Annotated in this window: 11 protein-coding genes; 9 read left to right on the forward strand and 2 right to left on the reverse strand. The window is 75.7% G+C overall.

The window, feature by feature from the left end:
• Nucleotides 1–50: 50 nt before the first annotated feature.
• The 4 genes from BMZ16_RS18025 to BMZ16_RS18040 all read left to right on the forward strand — a co-directional run bounded on the left by BMZ16_RS18025 (nt 51) and on the right by BMZ16_RS18040 (nt 4279).
• Nucleotides 51–1691, forward strand: coding sequence for an acyl-CoA carboxylase subunit beta (locus tag BMZ16_RS18025; protein WP_369822666.1), 1641 nt, complete (start codon nt 51–53; stop codon nt 1689–1691).
• A gap of 10 nt (nt 1692–1701) precedes the next feature.
• Nucleotides 1702–2253 (forward strand): hypothetical protein, encoded by a 552-nt coding sequence (locus BMZ16_RS18030; RefSeq protein WP_089803109.1) that lies wholly within the window; start codon nt 1702–1704, stop codon nt 2251–2253.
• A complete protein-coding gene (locus tag BMZ16_RS18035) occupies nt 2250–2507 on the forward strand; it encodes an acyl-CoA carboxylase epsilon subunit (RefSeq protein ID WP_255366797.1) in 258 nt (85 codons plus the stop codon). The genes BMZ16_RS18030 and BMZ16_RS18035 overlap by 4 nt, the downstream gene beginning before the upstream one ends.
• A 71-nt stretch (nt 2508–2578) precedes the next feature.
• Nucleotides 2579–4279, forward strand: coding sequence for a DUF885 domain-containing protein (locus BMZ16_RS18040; protein ID WP_089803209.1), 1701 nt, complete (start codon nt 2579–2581; stop codon nt 4277–4279).
• A 43-nt stretch (nt 4280–4322) separates the two neighbouring features.
• Here BMZ16_RS18040 and BMZ16_RS18045 read toward each other — a convergent pair whose 3' ends face one another.
• Nucleotides 4323–5033, reverse strand: coding sequence for a vitamin K epoxide reductase family protein (locus BMZ16_RS18045; protein ID WP_255366798.1), 711 nt, complete (start codon nt 5031–5033; stop codon nt 4323–4325).
• Between the two features lie 144 nt (nt 5034–5177).
• Between BMZ16_RS18045 and BMZ16_RS18050 the strand changes: the two genes are divergently transcribed.
• The 3 genes from BMZ16_RS18050 to BMZ16_RS18060 all read left to right on the forward strand — a co-directional run bounded on the left by BMZ16_RS18050 (nt 5178) and on the right by BMZ16_RS18060 (nt 8300).
• On the forward strand, nt 5178–5840 hold the full coding sequence (locus BMZ16_RS18050; RefSeq protein WP_089803113.1) for a Maf family protein: 663 nt from the start codon (nt 5178–5180) through the stop codon (nt 5838–5840).
• Nucleotides 5841–5994: 154 nt separating this feature from the next.
• On the forward strand, nt 5995–7809 hold the full coding sequence (locus tag BMZ16_RS18055; RefSeq protein WP_089803115.1) for an acetyl/propionyl/methylcrotonyl-CoA carboxylase subunit alpha: 1815 nt from the start codon (nt 5995–5997) through the stop codon (nt 7807–7809).
• 47 nt (nt 7810–7856) lie between these two features.
• Nucleotides 7857–8300 carry an NUDIX hydrolase gene (locus BMZ16_RS18060; protein WP_255366799.1) on the forward strand — a complete coding sequence of 148 codons (444 nt, stop codon included), beginning with the start codon at nt 7857–7859 and terminating at the stop codon, nt 8298–8300.
• 33 nt (nt 8301–8333) lie between these two features.
• Here the strand turns inward: BMZ16_RS18060 and BMZ16_RS18065 are convergent, their stop codons facing one another.
• A complete protein-coding gene (locus BMZ16_RS18065; RefSeq protein ID WP_089803119.1) occupies nt 8334–9869 on the reverse strand; it encodes an NAD(P)H-quinone dehydrogenase in 1536 nt (511 codons plus the stop codon).
• Between the two features lie 33 nt (nt 9870–9902).
• On the opposite strand from BMZ16_RS18065, the gene BMZ16_RS18070 reads away from it, so the two are divergent.
• Together BMZ16_RS18070 and BMZ16_RS18075 are read left to right on the forward strand one after the other, a co-directional pair.
• Nucleotides 9903–10778, forward strand: a complete 876-nt coding sequence (locus BMZ16_RS18070; protein ID WP_089803121.1) for a purine-nucleoside phosphorylase — start codon at nt 9903–9905, stop codon at nt 10776–10778.
• Between the two features lie 163 nt (nt 10779–10941).
• Nucleotides 10942–12765, forward strand: coding sequence for a phospho-sugar mutase (locus BMZ16_RS18075; protein ID WP_255366805.1), 1824 nt, complete (start codon nt 10942–10944; stop codon nt 12763–12765).
• Nucleotides 12766–12787: the final 22 nt, after the last annotated feature.

Here is a 12787-nt window from a genome sequence, read left to right on the forward strand (position 1 = left end):
GGTCGGCGGGGTGCACGGTGCTGGTGGACGTCCACAACTAGCCTCGTCGGGTGACCCAGGACGACCCCACCGCGCGACCCGGCCCCACGGACCCCGCCCCGACGGGCCCCGCCGCACCGGCCCGCACCACCGCCGGCCTGCTCGACGACCTGCGCGCGCGCCGCGCGGCCGCCGTCGACGTCGCCGAGCAGAAGGCCGCGGCCAAGCAGCACGCCCGCGGTCGCAAGACCGCCCGCGAGCGCATCGAGGCGCTGCTGGACCCCGGCTCGTTCGTCGAGCTCGACGCGTTCGTCCGGCACCGCTCCACCAACTTCGGCCTGGCCGACCGCCGCGTGGCGGGCGACGGCGTCGTCGTCGGCCACGGCACGGTCGAGGGGCGGCCGGTCTGCGTGTACTCGCAGGACTTCACCGTCTTCGGGGGGTCGCTGGGCGAGGTGCACGGGCAGAAGATCACCAAGGTGATGGACCTCGCGCTGCGGACCGGGGTGCCGCTGGTGGGCATCAGCGACGGCGGCGGCGCCCGCATCCAGGAGGGCGTCGCGGGCCTGACCCAGTTCGCCGAGATCTTCCGTCGCAACGTCGCGGCCTCGGGCGTGATCCCGCAGATCAGCCTGATCCTCGGGCCGTCGGCGGGCGGGGCGGTGTACTCCCCCGCGCTGACCGACTTCATCGTCATGGCGGACGGCACCTCGAACATGTTCATCACCGGCCCGGACGTGATCCGCGCCGTCACGGGCGAGGACGTGGGCTTCGAGGAGCTGGGCGGCGCGACGACGCACTCGACCCGCTCCGGCGTCGCGCACTACATGGCCTCGGACGAGGACGACGCGATCGACTGGGTGCGCACCCTGCTGGCGTACCTGCCGACCAACAACCTGGCCGACCCGCCGGCCTACGCGCACGAGGCCGACCTGGAGCCGTCCGACGAGGACCTCGCGCTCGACACGCTGGTCCCGGACTCGGACAGCCAGCCGTACGACATGCACACGGTCATCGAGACGGTGCTCGACGACGACAGCTTCCTCGAGGTGCAGTCGCTGTACGCGCAGAACGTCGTGGTCGGGTTCGGCCACGTCGAGGGCCAGCCGGTGGGCGTCGTGGCGAACCAGCCGATGCACATGGCGGGCACGCTCGACATCAACGCGGCGGAGAAGGCCGCGCGCTTCGTGCGCACGTGCGACGCCTTCGGGGTCCCCGTGCTGACGTTCGTCGACGTCCCCGGGTTCCTGCCCGGTACCGACCAGGAGTGGAACGGCATCATCCGGCGCGGCGCGAAGCTGATCTTCGCGTACGCGGAGGCAACGGTCCCGCTGGTCACGGTCATCACGCGCAAGGCCTACGGCGGCGCGTACATCGTCATGGGCTCCAAGCAGCTGGGCGCGGACGTGAACCTCGCCTGGCCGACCGCGCAGATCGCCGTCATGGGCGCCGGCGGGGCGGTGAACATCCTGCAGCGCGGCGCGCTGCAGACCGTGGCGCAGGCCGGTGGCGACGTCGAGGCGGAGCGGCGCCGCCTGACCGCCGAGTACGAGGACGCGATCGTGAACCCGTGGGACGCGGCCGACCGCGGCTACGTGGACGACGTCATCGAGCCCTCGGCGACCCGCGCCCAGGTGGTGCGGTCCCTGCGGCTGCTGCGCACCAAGCGTGCGAGTCTGCCGCCCAAGAAGCACGGCAACATCCCGCTGTGAGGAGCCCGGCATGAGCGAGCACGAGCACGACCACCCCGACGAGCACGACCCGGCGTCGCACGGCCGCGAGCCGCTGGCGGGCGTGGACGCCCGCGACCTGCACGCCACGGTGGACGAGCTCGCCGAGGCGCTGCACGCGTACGTCGAGACGGCGGTGGGCGTGCGGGCCGAGTTCGGCGCGCGCGAGGCGGACGAGGACCCGCGGGTCCTGGCGCTCGAGGGCCGGGTGGGCACGCTCAACGCCCGCCTGTACGACCTGCTGCACGCGCGGCTCGGGCTGCACGCCGACCTGACCGGCATGACCTGGGACGACGCCGACGCCGACGCGGACGCCCCCGTCGCACCGGGTGACCACGACACGTTCCACCTGGGGTTCGTCGTCGAGCTGCCGTCGACCGTCAGCGACCTCACGCTCGACGCCGTCATCGACCTCGTCGACGACGGCGGTGCGCAGATCGCCCACACCCTGACGGAGCGGGGCTACGTCGTGGGCGAGTGGGGCGCGGGGCGTGGCACCCCCGTGCTGCTGGACGACGAGGACGACGACGAGGACGACCTGTGACCACCGGGCAGGAGCCCGCCACGGCGGTGCGGGTCGACCCGCACGTGCAGGTGGTGCGCGGGACGCCCGACGACGTGGAGCTCGCCGCGCTCGTGGCCGGCCTGGTCGCGGCGAGCGCGCACCACGCCGCACCCGCGTCGGACACCGACGGCGCCGCCCGGTCGGCCCGGGCGCGCTGGACCGCCCCCCGGCCGCGCGCCGGTGCGCTGCCCGGCCGCGGGCCCGACGCGTGGCGCTGGAGCCTGCACCCCTGACGTCGCGGCGGGCACCACCCCGCCCACCGACCCCCTGGGAGCGCGCGACGCCCCGCCGTAGGGTGGCCCGGGTGACGACACCAGCGCCCGCGTCCCGCCCCACCAGCCCCGTCGACGCCGTCGCCGACGCCTACGTGACGGCGCTCGCCCGGCTCGACCCGATCAGCGCCACGCAGCTGGGCGTCCTGGGGCACGACCGCGAGCTCACGGACTTCTCGCCGGAGGCGTCCGCGGAGCGCGCCGACCGCGCCCGCTCGACGCTGCTCGCCCTCGAGGGCCTGTCCCCCGCGGACGCCGTCGACGAGGTCACGGTGGCGGCCATGCACTGGTCGCTGCGCACCGGCATCGACCTGCAGGACGCCGGTGAGAACGACCGCATGCTCAACAACCTGGCCTCGCCGTCGCAGCAGGTGGCCGAGGTGTTCGACCTCATGCCCACCGACAGCGAGCAGGCGTGGGACGACGTCGCCGCGCGGCTCGCCCGGGTGCCCGCGTCGCTGGCCTCGTACGTGACGGCCCTGCGGGCCGCGGCCGCGCGGGGCGACGTCGCCGCCGTGCGCCAGGTGGAGGCCGTGATCGGGCAGGCCCGGGAGGCGGCGCACCCCGAGTCGTCTCCGTTCACGCGACTGGTCCGGGGTGCGGACGCCCGCCGCGTGCTGGGCGACGACCACCCGCTGCACGCCGACCTGGAGCGCGGGGCGGCCGCGGCCCGGGCCGCGTACGGCGACCTGGCGCAGGTGCTCGCGGACGAGCTGGCGCCCGTCGCCCCCGAGGCCGACGCCGTGGGCCGTGAGCGCTACGCGCTGTGGTCGCGCCACCACCTGGGCGCCGACGTGGACCTCGACGAGACGTACGCCTGGGGCCTGGAGGAGCTGGCCCGCGTGCAGGCCGAGCAGACCGAGGTCGCGGCGCAGGTCGCCGGCCCCGGTGCGACCGTCGAGCAGGCCGCGGCGCTGCTCGACGCGGACCCCGACCGTCAGCTCGCGAGCACCGACGCGCTGCGCGGCTGGATGCAGGCGACGTCCGACGCAGCGATCGAGGCGCTCGACGGCACGCACTTCGACATCCCTGCGCCGGTCCGCACGCTGGAGTGCCGTATCGCGCCGTCGAGCACGGGCGCGATCTACTACACGGGGCCCAGCGACGACTTCGCGCGCCCGGGTCGGATGTGGTGGTCGGTGCCGCCGGACGTCACGTCGTTCTCGACGTGGCGCGAGCGCACGACCGTCTACCACGAGGGCGTCCCCGGGCACCACCTGCAGATCGCGCAGGCCGTCTTCGAGCGCGCCACGCTCAACTCGTGGCGCCGGCTCGTCGCCTGGACGTCGGGCCACGGGGAGGGCTGGGCGCTGTACGCCGAGCGCCTCATGGCCGACCTCGGGTTCCTCGACGACCCGGGCGACCGGCTCGGCATGCTCGACGGCCAGCGGCTGCGCGCGGCGCGAGTCGTGTTCGACCTGGGGATGCACCTGGGCCTGCCGGCCCCGGCCGAGGTGGGGACGTGGACCCCGCAGTCCGGCTGGGAGTTCCTGCTCGCGAACGTGCAGATGCCGGAGTCGTTCGTGCGGTTCGAGTACACCCGCTACCTGGGCTGGCCGGGTCAGGCGCCGTCGTACAAGGTCGGGCAGCGGCTGTGGGAGCAGTACCGCGACGCGGCGCGTGCCGACGCCGCCGCGCGCGGCCGGGTGTTCGACCTGCGTGACTTCCACGCCCGCGCGCTCTCGCTCGGGTCGGTGCCGCTGGCGGTGCTGCCGACGGCGCTCACGTCCTGACGCGTGCCGGTGGGGGCGGGCGCACCCGCCCCCACCGCACCGCTCAGAGCAGCGTCCAGCCGTACTTGGCGAAGACGACGGCGACGAAGAGCACCAGCACGGCCACGGTGACGAACCAGTCGTTGCCGGACGCGACGAACCGCCGGCCCCACGGCCCGGCGCGGCCGGGCAGGTTCAGGTGGCCGTCGCGCACGTTGACGCGGGTGAGGCCCGCCCACACCAGGGTCGTGGTGGCGGTGATCAGCAGGCACCAGGGGCACAGGGCGCCGATGACGAAGAACGACTGCTGGAACAGCCACCAGGCGAACACCAGCCCGGCCGTGTAGACCGCCTGCGCGCTGAGCATGAACCACCGCGGGAAGACGACGCCGCCGATCATCGCCACCGCGACGGTGATGACGATCGCCTCGGCCGCGATGCCCAGGAACGCGTTGGGGAAGCCGAACAGCTCCGCCTGCCAGCTGGCCCCGACCTTGCCGCACGAGATGACCGAGTTGAGGTCGCAGCTCAGCGTCGCCGTCGTGCTGGTGGCCTTCGCCACCGCGATGGGGATCGCCTCGTACGACAGCACGAACGACGTGTAGAGGCCGATGAGACCCGAGACGAGCATCTCGATCGCCGTGCGTCGCCGCCACGCCGGGGGCGCGGGCTCGAGCAGGTCCGGGTCGTCGGGCAGGCCGAGCTCGTCGTCGAGCACGTCGTCGTGCTCCGGCTCGGCGACGTCACCGTCGCGCACGCCCCTGGTCGTGTCCATCACCGTGGCCTCCTCGCCCTGCATCCGGTGCGCCATTCTGCCCTGCACACCTGGGTGCCACGCAGGTCCCACGTCCCGCGCCCACGCGGGGCCGTGGGCGCGGGCGGCGCGGCCCGCGCGGGAGCGGGCCGTTAGGGTCGGGCCGTGACCCGCCTGCTGCTCGCCTCCGCCTCCCCCGCCCGCCGCGCGAGCCTCACCGCTGCCGGCCTGGCCCCGCTGGTCGCCGTGTCCGGCGTGGACGAGGACGCGGTCCTCGCCGCGGCCCGCGAGCGCTTCGGCGACCTGGAGCCGGCGGACGCGGTGCTCGTGCTCGCGCAGGCCAAGGCGGAGGACGTGGCCCGGCGTCTCGACGAGCTCGACGTCGAGGGCTGGCAGGACGAGGACGTCGTCGTGCTGGGCTGCGACTCGATGCTCGAGCTCGACGGCGAGGTGCTCGGCAAGCCGGTCGACGCGCAGGACGCGGTGGCCCGCTGGCAGGCCATGCGCGGGCGCAGCGGCGTGCTGCACACGGGCCACTGGCTGGTCGACGAGCGCGACCCGGCCGACGGCGGCACGCGGGCGACGCTCGGCGCGACCGCCTCGACCGTCGTGCACTTCGCGGACCTCTCGGACGACGAGATCGCGGCGTACGTCGCGACGCGAGAGCCGCTGACCGTGGCCGGCGCCTTCACGATCGACGGTCTCGGCGGACCGTTCGTCGAGCGCATCGAGGGCGACCACCACACCGTCGTCGGCGTGAGCCTGCCCCTGCTGCGCCACCTGCTGGCGGACATCGACCTCACCGTCCCCGCGCTCTGGCAGCGCTGACCGCACCGCACGCGGGCGCGTCCCGCCCGCCGTCGGCGCGCGCGGTGGTGGGTTCCTACAAGGTGCCCGCGCAGGGCTTGGGGGTTGCCCCAGTCTTGCGACGCGGGCCCGCGACGCAGCCAGGACCTGCGACTCTGGCGCGCTACCGTGAGCCGTGCCCCTCATCACCAAGGTCCTCGTCGCGAACCGCGGGGAGATCGCCGTCCGCATCGCCCGTGCCTGCCGCGACGCCGGTGTCGCCTCCGTCGCGGTCTACTCGGACACCGACCGCGACGCGCTGCACGTGCACGTCGCGGACGAGGCGTACGCCCTCGACGGCGCCCGCGCGGCCGAGACGTACCTCGACATCCCCAAGCTGCTCGACGTCGCCCGGCGCTCCGGCGCCGACGCCGTCCACCCCGGCTACGGCTTCCTGTCGGAGAACGCGCAGTTCGCGCAGGCCGTGACCGACGCCGGCCTCGTGTGGGTCGGCCCGCCGCCCGCGGCGATCGAGGCGCTGGGCGACAAGGTCAGTGCCCGCCACATCGCCCAGCGCGCCGGCGCACCGCTCGTCGCGGGCACGCCGGAGCCGGTCCGCGACGTCGCGGAGATCCACGCGTTCGCGGCGGAGCACGGGCTGCCCGTGGCCATCAAGGCCGCGTTCGGCGGCGGCGGGCGCGGTCTGAAGGTCGCACGCGAGGCCGACGAGATCGACGAGATGTACGAGTCCGCGGTCCGGGAGGCCGTCGCGGCGTTCGGCCGCGGCGAGTGCTTCGTCGAGCGGTACCTGGACCGGCCGCGGCACGTCGAGACGCAGTGCCTCGCCGACGCGCACGGCACGGTCGTCGTCGTCTCGACGCGCGACTGCTCGCTGCAGCGCCGCCACCAGAAGCTGGTGGAGGAGGCGCCCGCACCGTTCCTCACCGACGCGCAGCAGCAGACGCTCGTGGCCGCGTCGCAGGCGATCCTGCGGGAGGCCGGGTACGTGGGCGCCGGCACCTGCGAGTTCCTCGTGGGCGCCGACGGCACGGTCTCGTTCCTCGAGGTGAACACCCGCCTGCAGGTCGAGCACCCCGTCACCGAGGAGATCAGCGGCATCGACCTGGTGCGTGAGCAGCTGCGCATCGCCGCCGGCGAGCCGCTCGGCTACACCGAGGTCGTCACCCGCGGGCACTCGCTGGAGTTCCGCATCAACGGCGAGGACCCGGCCGCCGGGTTCCTGCCGGCGCCCGGCCGCATCTCCCGCCTGCGCTTCCCCTCCGGCCCCGGTGTGCGCGTGGACTCCGGCGTCGTCGAGGGCGACACCGTGTCCGGCCTGTTCGACTCGATGATCGCCAAGCTCGTGGTCACGGGTGCGACGCGCCGCCAGGCGGTCGAGCGGGCGCGCCGCGCGCTCGCCGAGCTCGAGGTGGTCGGCATCCCGACCGTCGTGCCCTTCCACCGCGCTGTCCTGGAGTCCGAGGCGTTCGTCCCGGCGGACGACACCACGCCGTTCACCGTGCACACCCGCTGGATCGAGACGGAGTTCGCCCAGACCGTCGCCGGGCTGGGACGCCCCGCCCCGGCGCAGGAGGAGGCGCAGCTGCCCGACGGTGCGCTGGAGCGCGTGGTCGTCGAGGTGGGCGGCAAGCGGCTCGAGGTCGTGCTGCCGGCCGCCCTGGGGCTCGGACGCACCTCCGGGACCGGCCCGGGTCGCGGGGGCGCCGGTGCCCGCCCCGGCGCGGGTCCGCGGCGCACGTCGCGCCCGCGGGCCGGACGCAGCGGCGGCTCGAACGGCACGACGCTCGCCTCGCCCATGCAGGGCACGATCGTCAAGGTCGCGGTGGCGGAGGGCGCCCAGGTCGCGGAGGGTGACCTGGTGGTGGTCCTGGAGGCCATGAAGATGGAGCAGCCGCTGGTCGCGCACCGCGCCGGCACGGTGCGCTCGCTCACCGCCGGCGTCGGCTCCAGCGTGAGCGCCGGCAGCGCGATCTGCGAGATCGTCGGCTGACCGCGCCGCGCACGGGCCCGCACCCCCGTCGCCCCGGCGACGGGTGGGTGCAGTGCGCCTGCGGACGGCGGCACTGGGGCCTGCACGGGGCCGCCGGGCTGCTGCTGGTCCGGCGCGACGACACCGGGCGCGCCACCGACGTGGTGCTGCAGCACCGCGCGCCCTGGAGCGACCAGGGCGGCACCTGGGGCCTGCCGGGGGGCGCACGGGAGCCCGACGAGACCGCCGTGCAGACCGCGCTGCGCGAGGCGCAGGAGGAGGCGGGCGTGGACCCGGGTGCGGTGCGGGTGCGCGGCGAGCACGTGCTGCACCACCCGGACTGGAGCTACACGACCGTGCTGGGCGACGCGCGCGGCCCGGTCGAGCCCGCCGTGACCGACGCCGAGAGCATCACGGTCGCCTGGGTCCCGGTCGACGAGGTCGCCGACCGGGACCTGCTGCCGGCGTTCGCCGACGCCTGGCCGCTCCTGCGGGCCCGCCTCGACGGCTGACGGGCGACCGCGCCGGCGGCGCCGGCCGCGCCGTCAGTCGATCGCCCGCTGGTGGAGCATGCGCGCCACCTCACCGATCGTCCCGGACATCGACGGGTACACCGTGGAGGCCTCCGCCACCTGGTCGGCCGTGAGCCGGTGCGTCACCGCCAGGGTGAGCGGGAAGATCGACTCACTCGCCCGCGGGCCTACCACGACGGCACCGAGGATCGTGCCGGTGCCGGCGTGGGCGAAGATCTTCACGAACCCGTCGCGGACGCCCAGCATCTTGGCGCGGGGGTTGCGCGACAGCGGCAGCGTGCTGGTGCGGTAGTGCGTCCCCGTCTCGCGCAGCCGCGCCTCGGAGAGCCCCACCGTGGCGATCTCGGGCGCCGTGAAGATGTTGGCCGAGATGCCCCGCAGCGACAGCGGCCGGACCGCGTCGCCCAGCGCGTGCGACATCGCGATGCGCCCCTGCGTGGCCGCGACCGAGGCCAGCGGCAGCACGCCGGTGCAGTCGCCGGCGGCGTACACGCCGCGCACGTTGGTGCGCGAGACCTTGTCGACCTCGACGTGCCCGGACGGCGTGAGGCGCACACCGGCCTCCTCGAGCCCGAGCCCCCGCGTGGTGGGGACCGAGCCCACCGCGAGCAGCACGTGCGAGCCCTCGACGGTGCGGCCGTCCTCCAGGGTCACGACGACGCCGTCGGCGGTCCGGCGCGCGGCCGACGCGCGCGAGCGCGACATCACCGTCATGCCGCGCTGGGTGAAGATCCGCCCGATGAGCTCGGCGGCGTCGGCGTCCTCCCCCGGCAGCACCCGGTCGCGGCTCGACACCAGGACCACGTCCGCCCCGAGCGACGTGTACGCACCGGCGAACTCCGCGCCCGTCACGCCGGACCCGACGACGACGAGGCGCTCCGGCAGCTCGTCGAGGTCGTACATCTGCGTCCACGTGAGGATCCGCTCGCCGTCCGGGCGCGCGTCGGGCAGCACCCGCGGCGTGGCGCCGGTGGCCAGCAGCACCACGTCGGCCGCGAGCTCGTGCTCCCGGCCGTCCGCACCGGTCACGGCCACCCGAGCCGGGTCGAGCAGCCGACCCGTGCCGGTGACGACGTCGACGCCCTCGCGCGCCAGCCGCGCCCGGATGTCGTCGGACTGCGCGGTCGCCAGCTGCTTGACCCGCGCGTTGACCGCCTGCAGGTCGATGCTGTGGCGCAGCGCGGTCCCGGCCCCGGCACCGGACGCCCCCGCACCGACGGCCGCGAGCGCGTCCAGCCGGATCCCCAGCTCCGGTGCGCGGTCGGCGATGGTCATCCACTCGGCCGTCGCGATGAGCGTCTTGGACGGCACCACGTCGGTGAGGACCGCCGCACCACCGAGGCCGGCACGCTCGACGACGGTCACGCGGGCGCCCAGGCGGCGCGCGACGAGCGCGGCCTCGTAGCCGCCCGGGCCACCGCCCACGATCACGACGTGCCCGGCGGGCGGGTCGTCCGGTGCCTCGCGGACGGTCGACGCGGCGGTGAGGGCCGGCACCTGCGGCTGGTCGGGGGCTGCGGAGGTCTGCTCGCTGGTCACGGGCCCCATCCTGCCCGGCCGGCACGTGGTTAGCCTGTTCCCATGACCGACGTCTCCCCCGCCCGCGACCTGACCGGTGGCGCGCTGCCCAGCCTCGACGACCCGACGACCGACCCCTTCGACGTGGCACGCCTCGCGGCGGAGGTGATCGCGCAGCGCACCGGCGTCGCGCGGCACGACGTCGCGCTCGTGCTCGGCTCCGGCTGGGGAGGCGCGGCGGACCTGCTCGGTGAGACCGTCGCCGAGATCCCGAGCCACGAGGTCCCCGGGTTCACGCGCGCCGCGGTGGCGGGCCACGTCGGCACGCTGCGCTCGGTCCGGATCGCGGGCGACGGCACCCGGCCCGACCGGTACGCGCTGGTGCTGGGCTCGCGCACGCACCTGTACGAGGGGCGCGGCGTGCGCCGCGTCGTGCACGGCGTGCGGACCGCCGCGGCCACCGGCGCGTCGACGGTCGTCCTCACCAACGGCTGCGGCGGCCTGAACCTGGCGTGGGGGCCGGGCACGCCCGTGCTGATCCGCGACCACATCAACCTCACGGCGACGTCCCCGCTGGAGGGCGCGACCTTCGTGGACCTCACCGACCTGTACTCCCCGCGGCTGCGCGCCGTGGCGCGGGAGGTCGACGCGTCGCTCGACGAGGGCGTGTACGTCCAGTTCCCCGGCCCGCACTACGAGACGCCCGCGGAGGTCGCCATGGCCGGCCGCATCGGGGGCGACCTCGTCGGCATGTCGACCACCCTCGAGGCCATCGCCGCGCGGCACGCGGGCCTGGAGGTGCTCGGCATCTCGCTGGTCACCAACCTGGCCGCGGGCATCAGCCCCGAGCCGCTCGACCACGCCGAGGTCCTCGAGGCCGGACGCGCCGCCGGACCCCGGATCAGCGCCCTGCTCGCGGAGGTCGTGCGGCGGTTGTGAGGCGCACGCGGTGACGATGCCGGGCCGCGGCCCCGCCAGTAGGTTGGTGTCCGTGAGCGCCACGGACCACGACGACGTGCTGCGCGGGGACGCCCCGGCGCCCGCCGCGACCGACCAGAGCCCGACCGCCGACCCGGCGCAGGGCGACGCCTGGGACGACCTGGTGCGCCGGGTCGAGGCCTGGGTCGCCGACGACCCGGACCCGCGGACGGCCGACGAGCTGACGTCGCTGCTGCGGACCGCGCAGGACACGCCCGGTCCCGGGGCCGACGACCCGGTCGCCGACCTGGCACGTCAGGAGGCGCGGGCCGCCCGCGCCGACCTCGAGGACCGGTTCTCGGGGCTCCTGCAGTTCGGCACCGCGGGGCTGCGCGGGGAGCTGGGCGGCGGACCGCACCGCATGAACCGCGCCGTCGTCATCCGCGCGGCCGCCGGGCTGGCGGACTTCCTCACCGGTGAGCTCGAGGGCGCCACCCCACCGCCGCGTGTGGTCGTCGGCTACGACGCCCGCCACAACTCGCACACGTTCGCGCTCGACACCGCGGCGGTCATGACGGCGGTCGGGATCGACGTGCTGCTGCTGCCGCGGCCGCTGCCGACCCCGGTGCTCGCCTCGGCCGTCCGGCGGTCCGGGGCCGACGCCGGCGTCATGGTCACCGCGTCGCACAACCCGCCGCAGGACAACGGGTACAAGGTCTACCTCGGCGGACGCGTCGTCACCGGCGCCGGGCAGGGCGCGCAGATCGTGCCGCCCGCGGACACCGCCATCGCGGCCGCGATCGCCCGCGTGCCGTCCGTCGCGGCCGTGCCGCGGGCCGCGTCCGGCTGGACCGTCCTCGGCGAGGACGTGGTCGAGGCGTACGCCGCCGACGCAGCGGCCGTCGCCCCGGGCGGCGACCCCGAGCACCGTGCCCGCCTGAAGGTCGTCGTGACCCCGCTGCACGGGGTGGGTGGCGCCCTGACGCGCGACGTGCTGACCCGCGCGGGCTTCACGGACGTCACGCTGGTGCCCGAGCAGGCGGAGCCGGACCCGGACTTCCCCACGGTGGCCTTCCCCAACCCCGAGGAGCCGGGCGCGACCGACCTCGCGCTGGCACTCGCCGCGGCGATGCGGGCCGACCTCGTCGTGGCCGTCGACCCCGACGCCGACCGCTGCGCCGTCGCCCTCATCGACCCCCGCGCGCACATCCCGGCCCGCGGGCCGGAGACGCCGCAGGCCGACGGCTGGCGCATGCTCACGGGCGACGAGGTCGGTGCCCTGCTCGGCGCCGACGCAGCCGCCCGGGTGCGCCCGGACGAGCGCCCCGACGGTGCGGCACCGACGCTCGCGTGCTCGATCGTGTCGTCCCGGCTGCTGGCGGCGATCGCCGCCGACGCCGGTCTGCGGTTCGCCTCGACGCTCACCGGCTTCAAGTGGATCTCCCGCGTCGACGGCCTGGTCTTCGGGTACGAGGAGGCGCTGGGGTACTGCGTCGACCCCGCGCACGTGCGCGACAAGGACGGCATGTCGGCCGCCGTGCGGGTGTGCGACCTGGCCGCCCGCCTGGCGGCGGAGGGCCGCACCCTCGTCGACGCGCTGGACGACCTGGCCCGTGCCCACGGTCTGCACGCGACCGGCCAGGTCAGCGCGCGGTTCGCCGACATCGGCCGGATCGGCGCGACGATGTCCGCCCTGCGGGAGCAGCCGCCGGCGCAGCTGGCCGGCTCCCCCGTGGTCGAGCTCGTCGACCTGGCCGCAGGCACCGACGACGACCGCGGCGGGCTGCCCCCGACCGACGGGCTGCGCCTGCTCACGGCGGACGGCACCCGCGTGGTGGTGCGCCCCTCGGGCACCGAGCCCAAGGTGAAGGCGTACCTCGAGGTCGTCGTCCCCGTGGCGGCCGACGCGGACCGTGGCGTTCTCGACGCCGCGCACCGCACGGCACGCGAGCGCCTGGACCACCTGGCGGCCGACGTGCGGGCGGCGCTGGGCCTCAGCGGGGACTGACCGCGGGGCGGCGGCCCGCGGC

Source organism: Cellulomonas sp. KH9 (assembly GCF_900114185.1).
Classification (GTDB): domain Bacteria; phylum Actinomycetota; class Actinomycetes; order Actinomycetales; family Cellulomonadaceae; genus Cellulomonas.